The 16,262-nt window shown below is 71.4% G+C and carries 18 protein-coding genes and 2 pseudogenes; 10 read left to right on the forward strand and 10 right to left on the reverse strand.

Annotated features, from left to right (window positions below; translation table 11 throughout):
- Positions 1-66: 66 nt before the first annotated feature.
- Genes ACIRR9_RS30405 through ACIRR9_RS30435 form a run of 7 tightly spaced genes read left to right on the forward strand, consistent with a single transcriptional unit; the run spans position 67 to position 7,177 of the window.
- Positions 67-1,017, forward strand: coding sequence for an ABC transporter permease (locus tag ACIRR9_RS30405; RefSeq protein WP_403758223.1), 951 nt, complete (start codon positions 67-69; stop codon positions 1,015-1,017).
- Positions 1,014-1,856 carry an ABC transporter permease gene (locus ACIRR9_RS30410; RefSeq protein ID WP_403758226.1) on the forward strand — a complete coding sequence of 281 codons (843 nt, stop codon included), beginning with the start codon at positions 1,014-1,016 and terminating at the stop codon, positions 1,854-1,856. The genes ACIRR9_RS30405 and ACIRR9_RS30410 overlap by 4 nt, the downstream gene beginning before the upstream one ends.
- Positions 1,853-2,635, forward strand: coding sequence for an ABC transporter ATP-binding protein (locus ACIRR9_RS30415; protein WP_403758229.1), 783 nt, complete (start codon positions 1,853-1,855; stop codon positions 2,633-2,635). Before ACIRR9_RS30410 ends, ACIRR9_RS30415 begins: the two co-directional genes overlap by 4 nt.
- Positions 2,632-3,411: an ABC transporter ATP-binding protein gene (locus tag ACIRR9_RS30420; protein WP_403758232.1), complete on the forward strand. Its 780-nt coding sequence runs from the start codon at positions 2,632-2,634 to the stop codon at positions 3,409-3,411. The genes ACIRR9_RS30415 and ACIRR9_RS30420 overlap by 4 nt, the downstream gene beginning before the upstream one ends.
- A 15-nt stretch (positions 3,412-3,426) precedes the next feature.
- A complete protein-coding gene (locus ACIRR9_RS30425; RefSeq protein ID WP_403758235.1) occupies positions 3,427-5,028 on the forward strand; it encodes an ABC transporter substrate-binding protein in 1,602 nt (533 codons plus the stop codon).
- Positions 5,029-5,069: 41 nt separating this feature from the next.
- Positions 5,070-6,071, forward strand: coding sequence for an LLM class F420-dependent oxidoreductase (locus tag ACIRR9_RS30430; protein WP_384569445.1), 1,002 nt, complete (start codon positions 5,070-5,072; stop codon positions 6,069-6,071).
- 17 nt (positions 6,072-6,088) lie between these two features.
- A complete protein-coding gene (locus tag ACIRR9_RS30435; RefSeq protein WP_403758238.1) occupies positions 6,089-7,177 on the forward strand; it encodes an LLM class flavin-dependent oxidoreductase in 1,089 nt (362 codons plus the stop codon).
- Positions 7,178-7,195: 18 nt separating this feature from the next.
- Here ACIRR9_RS30435 and ssuE read toward each other — a convergent pair whose 3' ends face one another.
- The 7 genes and pseudogenes from ssuE to ACIRR9_RS30470 all read right to left on the reverse strand — a co-directional run bounded on the left by ssuE (position 7,196) and on the right by ACIRR9_RS30470 (position 11,546).
- A complete protein-coding gene (ssuE, locus tag ACIRR9_RS30440; RefSeq protein ID WP_403758241.1) occupies positions 7,196-7,753 on the reverse strand; it encodes an NADPH-dependent FMN reductase in 558 nt (185 codons plus the stop codon).
- A gap of 56 nt (positions 7,754-7,809) precedes the next feature.
- Complete coding sequence (locus ACIRR9_RS30445) at positions 7,810-8,238, reverse strand: alpha/beta hydrolase (protein ID WP_403758244.1); 429 nt, start codon at positions 8,236-8,238, stop codon at positions 7,810-7,812.
- Between the two features lie 165 nt (positions 8,239-8,403).
- On the reverse strand, positions 8,404-8,997 hold the full coding sequence (locus ACIRR9_RS30450; RefSeq protein ID WP_403758247.1) for a YcxB family protein: 594 nt from the start codon (positions 8,995-8,997) through the stop codon (positions 8,404-8,406).
- A gap of 318 nt (positions 8,998-9,315) precedes the next feature.
- Positions 9,316-9,762, reverse strand: a pseudogene (locus tag ACIRR9_RS30455) (VOC family protein); the annotation flags it as partial.
- A 51-nt stretch (positions 9,763-9,813) separates the two neighbouring features.
- Positions 9,814-10,188 (reverse strand): annotated as a pseudogene (locus ACIRR9_RS30460) (transposase); the annotation flags it as partial.
- A 67-nt stretch (positions 10,189-10,255) separates the two neighbouring features.
- On the reverse strand, positions 10,256-11,245 hold the full coding sequence (locus tag ACIRR9_RS30465; protein ID WP_403758250.1) for a transposase: 990 nt from the start codon (positions 11,243-11,245) through the stop codon (positions 10,256-10,258).
- 166 nt (positions 11,246-11,411) lie between these two features.
- Entirely contained in the window at positions 11,412-11,546 is a 135-nt protein-coding gene (locus ACIRR9_RS30470; protein WP_403758253.1) for a BRCT domain-containing protein, read from the reverse strand.
- 346 nt (positions 11,547-11,892) lie between these two features.
- On the opposite strand from ACIRR9_RS30470, the gene ACIRR9_RS30475 reads away from it, so the two are divergent.
- Complete coding sequence (locus tag ACIRR9_RS30475; protein ID WP_403758256.1) at positions 11,893-12,843, forward strand: SDR family NAD(P)-dependent oxidoreductase; 951 nt, start codon at positions 11,893-11,895, stop codon at positions 12,841-12,843.
- Between the two features lie 91 nt (positions 12,844-12,934).
- Entirely contained in the window at positions 12,935-13,159 is a 225-nt protein-coding gene (locus tag ACIRR9_RS30480; RefSeq protein WP_403758259.1) for a hypothetical protein, read from the forward strand.
- On the opposite strand, the gene ACIRR9_RS30485 is transcribed toward ACIRR9_RS30480, so the two are convergent.
- Positions 13,127-13,573: a hypothetical protein gene (locus ACIRR9_RS30485; RefSeq protein WP_403758262.1), complete on the reverse strand. Its 447-nt coding sequence runs from the start codon at positions 13,571-13,573 to the stop codon at positions 13,127-13,129. The two genes, ACIRR9_RS30480 and ACIRR9_RS30485, sit on opposite strands and share 33 nt — an antisense overlap.
- A 160-nt stretch (positions 13,574-13,733) precedes the next feature.
- Between ACIRR9_RS30485 and ACIRR9_RS30490 the strand changes: the two genes are divergently transcribed.
- Complete coding sequence (locus ACIRR9_RS30490; RefSeq protein ID WP_403758265.1) at positions 13,734-15,347, forward strand: purple acid phosphatase family protein; 1,614 nt, start codon at positions 13,734-13,736, stop codon at positions 15,345-15,347.
- A 56-nt stretch (positions 15,348-15,403) separates the two neighbouring features.
- Here ACIRR9_RS30490 and ACIRR9_RS30495 read toward each other — a convergent pair whose 3' ends face one another.
- Positions 15,404-15,610 (reverse strand): hypothetical protein, encoded by a 207-nt coding sequence (locus tag ACIRR9_RS30495; protein ID WP_403758268.1) that lies wholly within the window; start codon positions 15,608-15,610, stop codon positions 15,404-15,406.
- Entirely contained in the window at positions 15,607-15,912 is a 306-nt protein-coding gene (locus tag ACIRR9_RS30500) for a hypothetical protein (protein ID WP_403758270.1), read from the reverse strand. Before ACIRR9_RS30500 ends, ACIRR9_RS30495 begins: the two co-directional genes overlap by 4 nt.
- Positions 15,913-16,262 lie beyond the last annotated feature (350 nt).

The following is a 16,262-nucleotide window of genomic DNA, read 5'->3' on the forward strand; positions in this document are numbered from 1 at the left end:
CACCGACTCGCCCGCCGAGGAAGGAATCACCCTCATGCCAGGCCCCCTGTCCCACCCAGCCCCGGGATGACCCGGTTCCTGCTGCGCCGGCTGCTGCTCGCCGTACCGACGCTGCTCGGTGTGAGCGCGGTCGTCTACGCCACCGTCGCCCTGATCCCCGGCGACCCGGTCGCCGCCCTGCTGGGCCCCGGCGCCCCGGCCGCGGCCCGCCGGGAACTCGCCGCACGCCTCGGCGCCGGGCGGCCGCTGCCCGCGCGCTACGCCGGCTGGCTCTGGCACGCCGCACACGGCGACCTGGGCACCTCGATCTCCGCCCAACGCCCGGTCAGGGAGCTGCTGTTGCCCGCGCTCGGCCAGACCCTGATCCTGGCGGGTGCCGCGTTCCTGCTGGTCGTCACCGGCGGCGTGCTGCTGGGCGCGCTCGGCGCCGTACGACCAGGCGGCGCGGGCGGCAGGCTGTCGGGAGCGCTGAGCACCCTGGCCGTGTCCGCCCCGCAGTACTCGGTGGCCCTGCTGCTCCTGGCGGTCTTCGCGGTGCGGCTGCGGTGGCTCCCGGCCGGCGGCACGCACGACGTCTTCGGCGCCGGCGGCACACCCGACCTGCTGTGCCATCTCGTGCTGCCCGCCACCGCGGCCGCTCTCGTGCCGCTCGGCCTCACCGCCCGGGTGTTCCGCACCGCGCTCGGCGCCGCGCTCGCCTCCGACCTCGCCGACGGGCTGCGGGCCCGGGGCCTGAGCCGGACGGCTGTCCTGCGCCACTGCGCGCACAACGCGTCACCCGCGCTGCTCACCATCGGCGGCCTGCAACTCGCCTACCTGCTGGAGGGGGTGGTCTTCGTGGAGACCCTGTTCGCCTGGCCCGGAATCGGGCGGCTCCTCTACGACGCGCTGACCGCACGCGACCTGCCCCTGGTCCAAGGGGGAGTACTGGTCGTCGCCGTGGCCTTCGTCGGCGTCAACATCCTTGTCGACGCGGCCCACGCGCTCGTCGACCCGCGCGTGCGGAACACGGCATGAGCCGCACTCCGTACCGCGACCCGGGCCTGCTGATCCCGGCCGGCTGTGCCGCGCTGCTGCTCCTGCTCGCCGTGGCCGGACCGCTGCTCGCCCCCTACACGGCGACCGCCGGGTCGCTCCAGCACCGGCTGTTGGATCCCGGCAGCCCAGGGCACCCGCTCGGCACCGACTCCCAGGGCCGCGACCTGCTCAGCCGACTGATCCTCGGCACCAGGCCCTCGCTCATCGGCGGCCTGCTGCCGGTGGCGGTCGCCACGACGGCCGGCACCGCCGTCGGCATCACCGCCGGACTCGGCGGCAGGATCACCGAACAGGCCCTGCTGCGCGCCCTCGACGTGCTGTACGCCTTCCCCGGCGTCCTGCTGGCCATCGCCGTGGCCACGCTCCTGCAACCCGGCCTGACCGCGACCGTCCTCGCCCTGTCCGTGGTCCTCACCCCGGCCGTGGCCCGAGTGGTCTTCACGGAGGTGCAGCGCATCCGCACCGCCGAGTACCTGGAGGCCGCACGGGTCAGCGGCGCCGGCCGTACGGCGATCGCGCTGCGCCAGGTGGCCCCGGTCGTCGCCCCGGTCGTCCTCGTCTACGCGTCCTCACTCGTCGGCCTCTGCGTCGTCTACGCCGCCGGACTGTCCTTCCTCGGCCTCGGCGTCGCCCCGCCGGCCGCCGAATGGGGCGCCATGCTCGACGAGTTGCGCCCCAGCCTGTTCACGCATCCCTTCGTCGCGATCCTGCCCGCGCTCACCATCCTCGTCGTGTCGGTCGTCTTCAACACCCTCGGCGACGCCCTGCGCCACCGCGTCGGCGACCGCGCGGCCCGACTCCCGCAGGGGGCGCGATGACCCTCTCCGTGGAGAACCTGTCGGTACGCCACGACGGCCCCGACGGCCCGGTCCAGGCGGTGGACGACGTCTCGTTCACCCTGAAGGAGGGCGCCGCCCTGGTGATCCTGGGGCAGTCCGGCAGTGGCAAGACCACGGTCGCCCGCACGGTCCTGGGACTGCCCGGCCGCGAGGCGCACGTCACCGGCCGGATCCGGCTCGGCGGCACCGACCTGCGGCTCCTGGGCGAGAGCGCCCTGTCCTGCATCCGCGGACGCCGCATCGGCTACGTCCCGCAGGACCCCACCGGCGCCCTCGACCCGCTGCGCCGGATCGGCCCGCAGATCACCGAGGTCCTGCTGCGCCACCGCGTCGCCGACAGCCGGCGCACGGCTCGCTCCGCCGTCCCCGGACTGCTGACCACCGCAGGCATCACGGACCCGGAGCGGGTGGCCCGCGCGTACCCCCACGAACTGTCCGGCGGGCTGAAACAACGCGCGGCGATCGCCCTGGCCGTCTCCTGCGGCCCCGAGCTGCTGATCGCCGACGAACCCACCACCGCCCTCGACGCCCTCGTCCGGGGCCGGATCCTCGACCTGTTCGACAACCTCCGCACCCAGCAGGGCATCGCCCTGCTGCTCGTCACGCACGACCTGGGCGCGGCGCGCCGGATCGGCGGCCGGGTGGCCGTCATGCGCGAGGGACGGATCGTCGAGACAGGCCCGGCCGACAAGGCGCTCACCCACACCCCCCTCCCCGCCGGTGAACCCCTTGCAGCCCCGCTCGGAGACCGCCCGTGACCGACTCCCAGGACACGCTGCTCACCGTCGCCCACGTCACCAAGCGCTACTTGCGCGGCCCGGTCGCCGTCGACGACGTCACCCTGAGCGTCGCCGCCGGTGAAACCCTGGGTCTGGTGGGCGAGTCCGGCTCCGGCAAGTCCACCCTCGCCCGGCTCGCCCTCGGCCTGATCGCACCCACCGCAGGGACGGTCCGCTTCGCCGGGCACGACCCGGCACGGCTGCACGGCCGGGCCGGACGGGCGATCCGGGCCCACCTCCAGTTCGTGCCCCAGCACCCCCGGGGCTCCCTCAACCCGAGCCTGCGGGCCGGGGAAGCCGTGAACTTCGCCCTGCGCACTCAGGGCACGCCGCGCCGCGAACGCCCCTCCGTGGTGGCGGAGTTGTTCCGGCAGGTCGGCCTCGACCCCCTGCTCGCCCGCCGCCACCCCGGCGAACTGTCGGGAGGCCAGCTGCAACGCGCCGCCATCGCCCGCGCGCTCGCCACCCGGCCGCGGCTCGTCGTCTGCGACGAGCCGACCTCCGCCCTCGACCCCGAGGCGCAGGCCCAGGTCCTCGACCTGCTCACCGAACTCCAGGACCGCCTGGGCCTGGCCTACCTCTTCATCTCGCACGACCTGGCCGTCGTACGGCGTCTGGCCCACCGGGTGACCGTGCTGCGGCACGGCCGGATCGTCGAGGAAGGCCATGCCGACACCGTCTGGACGGCACCCCGACACCCCTACACCAGGGCCCTGTTGGCGGCGGCCACCGGTGAACCCTCACTGCTCCACTGAACCGACGGGAACCCCATGACGCACCGCCCCAGCATCAGAACCGTTCTCCCAGCCGCCCTTCTCCTGCTCGCCGTCGCGGGCTGCAGCCCGTCCTCCGCCGAGCAGGCCGCCGGCGGGTCCGCCGGGCGCGGCGGCACCCTCGTCATCGGCGCGACCGGCAAGCTCCCCAACCCCGACACCGTCATCGGCGGCGCCGGCTTCGAGGGCAAGCGACTGGTCTCCTTCCAGCTGTACGAGGGCCTCACCCGCTACGACCTGTCCAGGACCGACGCCCCGTCCGAGATCACGGGCGCCCTCGCCACCTCCTGGAAGGTCGCCGCCGACCACCGGACGTGGACCTTCACCCTGCGCAAGGGCGTCACCTTCCAGGACGGCACCCGCTTCGACGCCGACTCGGTGATCTTCAACCTCGACCGCTACCTCGACAAGAAGAGCGCCTACCACACCACCGCCCTGGGAGCCGCCGCGAGCGAGTACGCCGGAGACATCACCCGGTACCGCAAACTCGACGCCGACCACGTCCAGTTGGTGACGAAGTCCCCCAACGGGCACTTCCCCGAGGACCTCGCCCACGTCCTGATCGCCAGCCCCACCGCCGTACGCAGGACGGGCTCGGCGAACTTCTCCCGACACCCCGTCGGGACCGGGCCGTTCAGCTTCAAGTCCCAGACCCCCGGCGAACAGATCGAACTCGTCGCCAACAAGCACTACTGGCGCGGCGCACCCAAGCTCGACCGGCTGATCGTCAAGGCGCTCCCCGACCCCGCGGCCCGCACCGCTGCCCTGCGCTCGGGCTCCGTCAACTGGATCGAGTACCCGAACCCCGACGACCTTGCGAGCCTCAAGGCCGACGGCGCGCAGATCCGCACCAACAGCTACGACCACCTCTGGTACTGGATCCTCGACACCACCAACGGCCCCTGGAAGAACGTCGAGGTACGCCGGGCCGCCAACTACGCCATCAACCGCAAGGCCATCGCCGACGACCTCCTGCACGGCACCGCCGACCCCGCCTACCAGGCCGCCCCACGCGCCACGTTCGCCTACGACCCCAAGGGGAACACCTACTCCTACGACCCCGCCAAGGCCAAAAGGCTGCTGGCCGAGGCCGGTTACCCGAACGGCTTCAGCACCTCCGTCACCGTGCCGACCGGCGGCTCGGGCAATCTGCTGCCCGTGCCGATCACCGAGGCGCTGCAACGCGATCTGGCCGCCGTCGGCATCAAGGTGACCATCCGCACCACCGACTGGACGACGCTGATCGGCGCCGAGGCCAAGGGCAAGGTCGCCCTGGGATCGGACGCCATCGCCCAGTCCACCACCCTCTTCCAGTCCGAGGCCTTGCTGCCGCTGTTCATCGGCAGCAACAGCCCCTTCTGGACCGGCCACTACAGCAACCCGGGCGTCGACAAGCTGCTCGCGGCGGCCGCGACCTCACCCGACAAGGCCACCCGGCAGAGCGACTACCGGCAGGCGCTCACCCGGGTCACCCAGGACGCGCCCTGGCTGTTCGTGGTCAACGACCGCAACCCCCGCGCCCTCGCCCCCACGGTCCACGGCCTCGTCCAACCGCAGTCCTGGTTCCTGGACCTGACCACCGTATGGGTCGGCAAGTGACCGACCGGCCCCCGACGACGTACGAAAGGACGGCCGTCCGTATGAGCGACGACCGGCAACCGCCCAAGTGGGGCATCACCCTGCCGCTGCCGGGCCTGACCATCGACCGGCACCGCTTCCTCGTGGAGCGGCTGCCCGGCCTCGGCTACACCGACGTGTGGAGCGCGGAGGGCGGCGGCACCGACGCCTTCACCCCGCTCGCCGTCACCGCCGCCTGGTCGGACACCCTGCGGATCGCCACCGGTATCGTCCCCGTCCACACCCGCGGACCGGCCGTCCTCGCCCAGACCGCCGCCACACTGGCCCAACTCGCCCCCGGGCGGCTGCTGCTGGGGCTCGGTGCGTCGGTGCCCGCGCACGTCACCGACATCAACGGCATCCCCTTCGACGAACCCTTCAAGCGGACCCGTGACGTGCTGCGCTTCGTGACGCGGGCGCTGCGCGGCGAGCACATCGCGGGTGACTTCGACACCTTCTCGATCACCGGCTACCGACTGCCGCATCCGCCGGCCGCCCCGGTCAAGGTCATCCTCGGCGCACTGCGGCCCGGCATGCTGCGGCTAGGCTTCACCGAAGGGGACGGAGCCATCACCAACCTCCTCTTCCCCGAGGACGTACCGAAGATCCTCGACGCGGTGGGCCCGCAACCGCCCGGCAAGGAACTCGTCGTCAAGGTCTTCGTCTGTCCCACCGAGGACACCGACTACGCCCACCGCGCCACCCGGCCCTTCCTCGCCTGGATCCTCAACCGGGAGCCGTACCGCAAGTTCCACGAATGGCTCGGCCATGGCGAACTGCTGCGCGAATCGCACGAACGCTGGGCCGCCGGTGACATCGAGGCCGCCCAGAAGGCGCTGCCGGACGAGGTCGTGGACGGACTGTTCATCAGCGGTTCGCCCGAGGAGTGCCGCGAACGCATCCTGCGCTACCACCGCCCCGGCGTGACCACGCTCCAGCTCTACGTCTCCCTGCCCCCCGAGGTGTTCGTCAGCCGGGCCAGGCTGCTCGACACCCTGGCCCGCCTGGGACCCACCGGCGGCTGACCTGTGGAGGTTCCGGCATGGAACTCGACCTGCGCGGCGGCGTCCGCGCCGCCCCGGTGCTCGGCGACACGCCCTGGGAACGGCAGGCGCTGCGATTCGCCCCCGACCCCCGCGCGCGGGACGCGGATCCCGGCCACGTCGCCCGCAGCGCCCGGGAGAACGAGGAGGACGGACTCGACAGCGCGCTGGTGACCCAGTCGAGTTCCTGGCCGGACCCGTGGATCGTCGCGACCTGGGCCCTCGCGGCCACCACCCGGCTGCGGATCGCCGTGGCCCACCGGATCGGCGTCACCGCGCCCACCGCGGCGGCCCGGTCCCTCGCCACCCTGGACCGGCTGTCGGGCGGCCGGGCCGCCGCGCACATGATCGTCGGCTCCAGCGACGGCGATGTCGCACGGGACGGCGACACCCTCCCCAAGGCGCAGCGCTACCGGCGCGCGGCCGAGTACCTGGACGTCTTCCACCGGGCGCTGACCGAGGAGAAGGACTTCTCCTTCGAGGGCGAGTTCTACACGCTGCGCGGCGCGCGCTCGGGCCTGCGCCCCGAGCCGCGCGGCGAGTTGGTGTCCTTCGGCGGCTCGTCCCCGGAAGGTCTCGAACTGGCCGCCCGGTACGCCGAGGTGTACGCCATCGCTCCCATGCCCCTTACCGCGACCCGGCTGCGTGTCGCCGAGATCAGAGCCGCCGCGGCCCGGCACGGACGGTCGCTGCGCATCTGGCGGCCCGTCGGCCTGGTCCTCGCCCCCGACGACGAGCAGGCCCGGGTCAAGGCCCGGCGGATCGCCGACGACGCCGTCCGGCTGAGCACCGCGGCCCACAGCTCCCGCTGGACCGAGGCCGTCCAGCTCGACCGGGACCGCGAACGCGGCCGCTCGGTGCCCGGACCGGGCCCGGCCGAGATCACCGCGTACATCCGCCGCTCCCTGGCGGCCGCGTTCGTCGGCTCGCCCCACACGGTGGCGGACCGCATCGACTGGCTGCGCACGGCCGGCATCGACATCGTGCAGCTGGACACACCGGTGGAGACGGATGAAGACCGCTCCCTGCGACGTGAGCTGGTGACCCTGTTGCGGACGGGCCGGACTCATGGGCGCCGTGGCTGGTAGGCCGGAGCCCGGCGCGGGTCACCCCGCGGATGCGAGCACCGCCGGGCGACCTCCCAGGACGGTGGAGAAGTGGTCGGTGACCTGTTCCAGCGCCGTGGCGGCGGCGGGTGCCACGGCCAGGGAGCCGTCGTCGCCGACCGTGAGATCCTTGTCGAGGGTGAACCAGCCCGGCACGATGTGCGACGGTCCCATGGCACTCAGCACCGGCCGCAACGCGTAGTCGATCGCCAGGACATGGGCCGTGCTGCCGCCGGTGGCCAGCGGCAGGACCGTCTTTCCGGCCAGCGCGTACTGCGGGAGCAGGTCGAGGAGCGACTTCAACAGGCCGGAGTAGGCGGCCTTGCAGACAGGCGTGCCGATCACCAGCCCGTCCGCCTGCTCGAACAGAGCCTTCGCGGCGACGATCGCCGGATGCCCGAGGTCGGCGCCGAGCAGCGCCTGCGCGGGCAGGGTACGCACTTCCAGCGGGGTGACGTCATGGCCCTGGAGGCGCAGCCGGTCGTCCAGATGACGCAGGAGTCGGGTAGTGCGGGAGGTGGGGGAGGGGCTTCCGGAGACGGACAGGATCGAGGCCATGACGGGACCTTCCGGGGTCGGAGTTCAGACGGCGTGGTGAGTGGGCGGCCGGATGCTCACCAGGCGCTCGACCGCACCGTGACGAGGGGCCGCAGGTCGTTGCGCAGGGTCTCCAGGAAGGCGATGACCTCGGCGGCGACCGAGCGGTGCTGGAGGTCGTTGAGGACGTCGTGGTGGCCTCCGTGGACCACCGAAAGGCGGGCCCGGGCAAGGGACTTGGCGGTGCGGGCGAGCGCCTCGTGGTCGGCGGGGGGATCGGCGTCGCCCACCAGGAGCAGGACCGGGAGATCGGCCTCGCTCGCGTAGGCGGCGGCGAGCACGCCGTCCGGTATCGCGTGGTCGAGGGAGCCGCGCCGCACCTCGGGGTCCAGGGTGAGGGTGCCCCGGTGGCTTGGACAGGAGGTGCGGACGTCGAGTTCATCGTCCCAGGTGGCGGCGGAGGGGGTGGCCGCGGGGGCACGGCCGGGAAGACCCGCGAGGATCACGGCATCGGGTCGACGCGATGCCCGAGTTCTCCGACGTGGACTGGCGGCTGTGAGTCCTTCCAGTCCGGAGTCGACTCCCGGCTGAGCCTACGACTCATCAGGTCGATCATCGCGACGTGGATCATGGCTTCGGAGCGGTGTGGGTGGTGGTGTTGTCGGCCGGCCTCACGTGGGGGTGGGGGGTGGGGTGTCGGCAAGGGGGGTTGCAGGGCTGGGAGGGGAGGCGTCGGTGAGGTAGTGGGTGAGCAGATCGCGGCAGTCGGCGACGAGTGACGGGCTGGACAGCGCGTGTTTGGGTATTTGGATGGTGGCTTTGCCCGACTCGTTGAGAAGGATGAACTGTCGGTTGGTCTCATGGAACGCGCTGAACTGTGTCCAGCCGTAGGTGCTGATGACCCCTGGCGTGCGGATGACGAGGCCTTGCGGACCCATCTCGGCGTCGTGTTCCTGCTGCATTTTCGGCGAGCGTCGCCAGATCCTGCGAGCCTGCCGACGGATGGTCCAAGGGGAGGAGAAGGCAAGGGCTCTGCGGGCATAGCGGGTGAAGACCAGTGCGAGGAACACGGCGGGCACCCATGTCGTCCATCTCGGTCCGACGGTGGCCACCCATATCAGGGAGCCCCACAGCAGGAGGAGGACCGTGACCGCGTTGCGTATGGCTCGGTTCCGCAGCCGCCGCAGTGCGGGTGCACGGGCGAGTAGTTCGAGGAGATCGTCGAACTCCAGGACGTACCTCAGCTGCAGTGTCGGCTGCGTCATCCCCCTGCCCTCCGTTGGTGAGCTGGGGCATCGTAGTCGTGGTGGCCGGAGGATGGGAGTGCTTGGCGGGGTGCGTCTACGTGGCGGTGGCGGTGCCGGGGAGTGTCTCGGCCGCGGGCGTCCGGCGCCTGCGTCGTGAACGTGAGGGAGCCGGGCGTTCGTCGCCGGTACGACTCTCGTGCCCTCGGCGGGTCAGGTCACGAGGCCGGCGACCAGGGCGGTGAATGCGGCAGGCGTGGCGAGCCGGATCCCGAGCTGTTCGGCTTTGGTGCGCTTCGAGACTCTGCTGATTGATTCGGCTGGGTGTCGGCTCCGGCTTCACCGGCGCGTGAGCACGCGGAACTCGTTCCCGTCGGGGTCAGCCAGCAGCACTGCGCCGTCCTCGCCGTGTGCGGAGTCGAGACGCTTCGCCCCGAGGGAGAGCAGGCGCTCGGCCTCCGCTTGCTGATCGCCGTCCGGCGCGAGGTCGAAGTGCAGGTCCTTGCCAGGGTCCGGCATCAACGGCGGACCTCCCCACGTGATCTTCGTACCGCCGTTCGGTGACTGGATGGCGGTCTCCTCGTCCTGGTCCCAGACCAGTGGCCAGCCCAGCGCCTCGCTCCAGAAGTAGCCCACGGCCTGCGAACCATCGCAGGCGAGCGCTCCGATGAAGCCGCAGCCGGCGAGGAAATTGTTGCCCGGCTCGATGACACAGAACTCGTTGCCTTCAGGGTCGGCGAGCACCACATGGGACGCGTCCGGCCCTTGGCCGACGTCGGCGTGCTGGAGGCGGACCTTGGGCAGGCCGCGGTAGCGGGCCCGGCGCAGGCCGGTGATGTCGAGGGCCTGGTTGATGGTGCCCTCGATCCCGGCGCGGAGGGCGTATTTGGTCTTCCATGTCTTGGTGACCTGCTCGGCCCGGGCATCGGTCAGGGTCTCGTGGAGTTCCTTCGGGCGGAGGCTGAGGATGCGGGTGCCGCGTGCGGAGGTGGTGCACTTGTCCTGGACGGGGCAGGCCTGGCAGTCGGTGCGGGCGAACTGGACGTCGCTGGCGTCGCGGCCGTGCTGCCGGACGCGGAACCAGCCGGTGCTGGTGCGGCCATGCGGGCAGCGGGCCTGGCGGACTTTCCAGTTGATGCGGAAGGCGCTCTTCTGGAAGCCGGCGTCGTCCTTGGCCTGTGGTGAGTGGTCGAGGAGGGCCGGGGTGAGCATGGTGATGCCGCGCCCCGCGGCCTCATGGATGAGGTCCGCGGACGGGTGACCGGCGTCGAGGTAGTGCTCACCTGGTGTGAGGCCGCGGCCGGTGAGGTTCTGCTGGACGGGCCGGGTGACCTTGACGTCCGGGACGCTCGCCTCGGTGGTGAGGACATCCGTGATCAGCGGTAACGGCAGGGCTTCGGCTTCGGCCGGAGTGTCGCAGGTTTCGGTGAGGTGGGCCTTGTGGCCGAGCCAGAACAGGCCGCCGCCCTTGGCCGCCCACCGTGCACCAGGGTCGTAGGGGGAGGCCAGGCGAAGACGGCCCGGCGAGACGCCTTCCTTGTCGGCGTCCCGCTTCACGATCACCTCCCGTCCCCGCGCGTCGGTGGACACGTAGTAGGTCTGCACGAGCATCCTGCGCAGGAATGCCACCGGCTCGATCTCCCGGCCGTCCCGGCGCCCCGGGTGCCCAGACCGCCCGGCAGAGCGCCAGTGGGTCCTGCCCGAACACCACGGCCAGTCGGTCACGTTTCGTCTTCGACGACGGCATCGTCCACCCGTTGACGCGTTCCTCGTAGCGGTGCGCGAGTTCGGGAACGTCCACCGCGCCGGCCGGCCGGCCCCCAGCCGCGACCACAAGGACCTCCAGTGCCGCCCGTACGCTCTCACCTGCGAGTTCGGTTCGGTTCAGGTCACGGACGGCGCTGATCACATGGGTGGAGTCGGTGCGCTGCTTGCCGCCGGCCCCGACCAGGCCCTGCTCACGGCAGACCTCCAGGAGCCGGTCGAACACCACCAGCTCCAGGCTGTGCTCGGCCAGCCGGGTCCTGAACCGGGACAATACGGTCGCATCGAAACCGGTATCGGTCAGTTCCACGCCGATCGCGTACTTCCAGTCGATCGCGCGGGCCGCCATCGCCGCGGCCTGTCGTTCGGTCAGGTTCTCCGCGAACTGCACCACCGTGACCAGCGACAGCACCGCCGGCGACAGGCCCGGCGTCCCACGGCCTCCGAACGCCTCGGTGAACGGCTCGTCCGCGAACACCTCACCCAGCCGGTCCCGCACCCGCATCGCAGGCGTCCGTGAGGGAACGCCGCCCGAGCGACCGCCACGGTCTGTGCCGGGATCTCAGGCAGCCCCTTCGGCTGCAACGACATGCACGCCACCCCCTGCGGCCCACGACGCGACCAGAGCCACAGAGGCGATCATGCCGTACCCGCGCACTCACCCAGCCGAATCAAGCAGCAGAGTCCTTCGAGCCCGCGCACTCGCCCGCGACGACGCGCGTGGTCGTCTTGGGGACGCTGGAGGAGGAGCGTCCGCCTGCCCGGTCGATCAGCGCGTTCATCTCGTTGCGGGAGAGGTTCTCCACGACTCCGTGCCGGGCACGGACCTGAGCCTGTCGCGGGCGGGATCCCGGCGGCTCCGGCTCACAGGGGACGGCGTACTACGGCTTCACGAGAGGCTGGACAATCGATGGCTCGATCCCGGTCGCCGCTGCGCATGCCTGTACTCAATTGCTCCGGTTGGCCGAGATGTTCGGCAGCCCGGTGCCGCGGCCGGGTTGGGGACATGTCGGCGTGATGTCGGCCGTCTGCCGGAACCTGTCGGTGATCCATCGGCCGTCTGTCGGTGCTCGCTGGAAGCGTGGATGCCGAGCTGCTCGGTGGAGCAGCCGTGATCCCCACCGCCTCCGACAGCAAGGGAGCGTCGCCGTCATGCCGTCCATCTCCGCCGCCCTGCCCTGGGATGTCCAACGGTTGCCGCGTTCCGATGGCAACGTCTTCCTGGTCACCGGTGGCAACGCCGGCATCGGTTACTTCGTCGCGGAGCAGTTGTCGGCGACCGGAGCGACCGTCGTACTCGGCAGCCGTGATCCTGCGAAGGCCGAGACCGCCATGGCCTCGATACGTGCGCATGTCCCCGGCGCGCGCGTGCGGGCCGTACGGCTGGACCTCGCCGACCTCTCCTCGCTCGAAGCGGCGGTGGAGTCGCTGAGACTGGAACGCCTCGACGCGGTGGTCCACAACGCCGGCGTCGCACTCGACGACCCGCCGCGCAGGGAGACGGGCGACGGTCACGAACTCATGTTCGGCACGAATCACCTCGGGCACTTCGCGTTGACCCGGTGGCTGATGCCGTTGCTCTCGGCCGCACCGGCGGGCCGCGTGGTCACCACGGGCAGCTTCGCGGCCAAGTCGGAGCGGCTCGACCTGGGTGATCTGCAGTCCCGGAAGGACTACCGGCCCAAGCGCGCCTACGGGCGCTCCAAGCTGGCGCAGATGTGCTTCGGCATCGAGTTCGACCGACGCCTGCGCGCTGTCGGCAGCACGGTGGCGAGCGTGGTGGTCCATCCCGGAGGCGCGCTGGACTCCCTCACCCCGTCACGGCCGTCCGTCCAGGCGCGAGCTGTCGGCGCACGGCTGAGTGCGGTACCTGCGGCCCTCCTCGTCCAGGGCAAGCACGCCGGCGCGTGGCCCGCGGTCCGGGCGGTGCTCGACCCGTCCGTGCGCGGAGGTCAACTGTGGGGACCGCGCGTCTTCGGTCTGCGCGGCGAGCCTCGGCCCGAACCCGTGTGGAACCACGTCGCTGCCCCCTCGGTGGCCGCGCGGTTGTGGGACGCGAGCTGTGACCTGGCCGGCGTCGACCCCTCCGACGTCCCCGGATAGCCCTGGCCGGGCTTGCCCATGCCTGCCGAGGAACCGTGTCGGGGGCTGGGGACTTCGCATCGTCGTGGGGCTCGGCCTGGCATACCCCGCCATGCCGGCCCCGCAGGCCGTGCGGTTCGCCGAACTCTTCCGCACCCGCACCCGGTTGTCAGGATTCGCGTTCGTCCGCGAGATCGGCTCCGTCCTCGCCGGCGGCCTCGCCTCCTTCGTCGCCACGGCGTCCCTCATCCGGGACATCGAGACGCCGGACTCCGACGCGCCGCCCGCAGGTGAAGAAGTGTCCTCAGGCAGGGCCGATCGAGCGGGCCTCGGTTGATCCGGTTCTGAAGCGCGTGAGGAGATCGGGAACCCGAGTGCTGCGGCCGCCGGTCGCGCCGCAGCCAGGAGCCGCCGCCCTGGCCCCCTCGACCACCTGGGGCAACACCTGGTTCAACGCGCCCTGCCGGACCTGGGGCGCCAAGGCCGGCACCCCTGTGGACATCGACGGCTCGAAGGTGGCCAGCGCGCTCGCGTAGACCTGCGCGACGCAGGTGCCGTAGGAGTGCGCGTAGATGCTGAGCTTCCCGGCCCCGAGCGTGGCGCGGATGCTCTCGACGTCCGCGGCGGTGTCCGTGGCCTTCATATGTTCCAGCAGTGCCGACTGGGCGCCGGTGTCGCAGGCCTGGGCATATCCGGCGGTGCGGTCCAGCCACGTGGACAGCTCGCGGGGCCGCCGCCTGGGATCGGTCAAGCGCGGGGCGGCTGCTGGTAAAGGCACGGGCATGTGTCGGTCTTGTCGGTCCCTTGCCCGACCCGTGGTGGCCATGTGGTCATGTGGTGTTCATGTGGCAGCAGTTGGGCTGGGCCAGGGTGCGGTCGTTGTCAGCACAGCTGCTCGTCGGGAGGGCGCCATGACCGCACAATCAGAGTCGACAGAGGACAGATCCGCGCAGGCATCGGAGGGGCTCAGCCGCCGTCACGCGCTGGGCCTGCTCGGCACCGCGGGGGCGGGCGCCGCCGCCACCGGGTTGATCGGGGCGGGCACGGCGCAGGCCGCGCCGCTCGACGCTCCGGCCTTCCACCTCACCGCGGACGCCACCGGCGCTCCCCCCGTCCAGGGCCTGCACCTGACCTTCGGGGCGGACCCGCGCACCCAGATGACGGTCTCGTGGATCACCGACCAGCCGGTGTCCAAGCCCGTCGTGCACTACGGCACCCTGGAGCACGGCTTCGGCTCCTGCGCCGCCGCCCGCACCGTCACCTACGTAGACGGCACCTCCAACCGCACCGTCTACGTCCACCACGCCCTGCTCAACCGGCTCACCCCGGACACGGACTACCTCTACCTCGCCACCCACGAGGGCGCGACCCCCGACAGCGGTACGTTCCGCACCGCCCCGCACGGCCGCCGGCCGGTCACCTTCACCAGCTTCGGAGACCAGTCCGCCCCGCAGGTGACCTGGGCGGCCGACGGCACGGTCGCCCTGGACGCCAACTCCACCCCCGCGACGAAGGACATCGTCACCGGCATCGAGCAGGTCGCCCCGCTGTTCCACCTCCTCAACGGCGACCTCTGCTACGCCAACCTCGACGTCGACCGGGTGCGGACCTGGAACAACTTCTTCACCAACAACACCCGTTCGGCGCGCTTCCGGCCCTGGATGCCGGCGGCCGGCAACCACGAGATCGAGAAGGCCAACGGCCCGCTCGGCCTCGGTGCCTACCAGACCTACTTCTCCCTGCCCTCCACCGAGACCGACGCCGAACTCGCGGGCCTGTACTACGCGTTCACGGCCGGTTCGGTGCGGGTGATCGTGCTGCAGAACGACGACAACTGCCTCCAGGACGGCGGCGACGTCTACATCAGCGGTTACTCCGGCGGCCGCCAACTCTCCTTCCTGGAGAAGGAACTGAAGGCGGCGCGCTCCTCGCGTGACATCGACTGGGTGGTCGTGGCCATGCACCAGGTCATGATCAGCTCCTCGGACGCCAACGGTGCGGACCTCGGCCTGCGCGAGAAGTACGGCCCGCTGTTCGACCGCTACGGCGTCGACCTGGTGCTGTGCGGTCACGAGCACAACTACGAGCGTTCGCTGGCCGTGCGCGGCGTGGTGACCGGCAGCGAGACGCTGACGCCCAACCCGGTCTCCCAGGCCACCGACGACATCGACGCGGACCTCGGCACCGTGCACATGATCCTCGGTGGCGGCGGCGTCTCGGGAACCACGAACCAGAAGTTCTTCACCGACGGCACGGCCAAGGTCATCACCGCCGTGTCGGCGACCGCCGGCTCCAACGGCAAGCGCACCTCCACCTATGTGAAGGAGCAGGCCGTGTGGGTGGGTGTCCGGGACGTCGAACACCCCTACGGCTTCGCCGCCTTCACCGTCGACCCCGGCCGGCACGTCGGTGACACCACGCGGATGCACGTGACGTACTACAACGTGAACAAGCCGCACGGCGAACTGTCGGTCTTCGAGAAGTTCACCCTGCACCGCAAGCGCTCGGACGGCTACGGCGGCTGATACCGCCCGCTCGACTGAAGCCGCTGGCCGGGCGGGCAGCCGCCCGACCCGCGGCTTCAGGCCGTCCTCGCCCCGTCGGCCCGATCCGGCACCACCTCGACCGCAGTCTCCCGCACCGAGACTCCCCGCCGAATCGGCGGCAAAGCGACCACCGCGCAGACGTCCGCGGCTGTCACCCCGATGTGCAGGATGTCGTCGAGTCCGGACGCGAGCTCACCGCTCATCGCATCGGTGACACGCCGCTGGAAGACGGAACCGATCACTGCAACACCGTCGCTATGCCGGCGCGCGAGGGCGCGGCCGCCCGCGGTTCCCGCATGAGCAGGGCCGCCGCTGGTACTGTCGCCGCCGCGAAGAGCGCGACGACCGGTGCCGACGGCCAGGTCTCTTCATTGCTGCGGGTGGCGGCCGCGAGGGACTCCCGCAGTCGTCCCGCGGCCGGCATCGCCGACCCGATCGGCAGGGCGCCGCCCGCCTCTTGCAGGGTACGGGTGATGTCGGGGGAGAGTGACGACCGGGCGAGCGCACAGCCCGGCGAGCCCGCGGTCCATGTCGCTCGGCCCAAGGCGGCCTGAAAGCGGGCGTTCCGGTGGCCTCCTCGGCGGCCTTCCGGGACGGCATCCCGGACCGACCTCGGTGCGGTGGCCCTCGGATGTCCTTGGCCACAGATCTCGGCGGTCACGGCTCTCGGAGGTCACGGTCACGGACCCGGCCGGGCGGTACCCCTCGTTCCGACGTGCACCACTGGCCGAATGCCGACGAAGTTCCGCCAGGTTGGACCGGATTGCATCGAAGCGTGCACTGGAAATACTTAGCTAAGCAACTATATGCTCCCCAATGGGGGCGGTTGGCGAACAGAGCCGGACGTCGCCACACGAACCGTGTTGCCGCCGTGGCTGATCGGCTTCGTGGTTG

The organism is Streptomyces sp. NPDC101234 (assembly GCF_044767525.1).
Lineage (GTDB): Bacteria > Actinomycetota > Actinomycetes > Streptomycetales > Streptomycetaceae > Streptomyces > Streptomyces sasae.

Coding starts and splice junctions, on each gene's coding strand:
- ACIRR9_RS30405 (WP_403758223.1), top strand. CDS start 67: ATGACCCGGTTCCTGCTGCGCCGGCTGCTGCTCGCCGTACCGACGCTG.
- ACIRR9_RS30410 (WP_403758226.1), top strand. CDS start 1,014: ATGAGCCGCACTCCGTACCGCGACCCGGGCCTGCTGATCCCGGCCGGC.
- ACIRR9_RS30415 (WP_403758229.1), top strand. CDS start 1,853: ATGACCCTCTCCGTGGAGAACCTGTCGGTACGCCACGACGGCCCCGAC.
- ACIRR9_RS30425 (WP_403758235.1), top strand. CDS start 3,427: ATGACGCACCGCCCCAGCATCAGAACCGTTCTCCCAGCCGCCCTTCTC.
- ACIRR9_RS30430 (WP_384569445.1), top strand. CDS start 5,070: ATGAGCGACGACCGGCAACCGCCCAAGTGGGGCATCACCCTGCCGCTG.
- ACIRR9_RS30435 (WP_403758238.1), top strand. CDS start 6,089: ATGGAACTCGACCTGCGCGGCGGCGTCCGCGCCGCCCCGGTGCTCGGC.
- ssuE (WP_403758241.1), bottom strand. CDS start 7,753: ATGGCCTCGATCCTGTCCGTCTCCGGAAGCCCCTCCCCCACCTCCCGC.
- ACIRR9_RS30450 (WP_403758247.1), bottom strand. CDS start 8,997: ATGACGCAGCCGACACTGCAGCTGAGGTACGTCCTGGAGTTCGACGAT.
- ACIRR9_RS30465 (WP_403758250.1), bottom strand. CDS start 11,245: ATGCGGGTGCGGGACCGGCTGGGTGAGGTGTTCGCGGACGAGCCGTTC.
- ACIRR9_RS30475 (WP_403758256.1), top strand. CDS start 11,893: ATGCCGTCCATCTCCGCCGCCCTGCCCTGGGATGTCCAACGGTTGCCG.
- ACIRR9_RS30480 (WP_403758259.1), top strand. CDS start 12,935: ATGCCGGCCCCGCAGGCCGTGCGGTTCGCCGAACTCTTCCGCACCCGC.
- ACIRR9_RS30490 (WP_403758265.1), top strand. CDS start 13,734: ATGACCGCACAATCAGAGTCGACAGAGGACAGATCCGCGCAGGCATCG.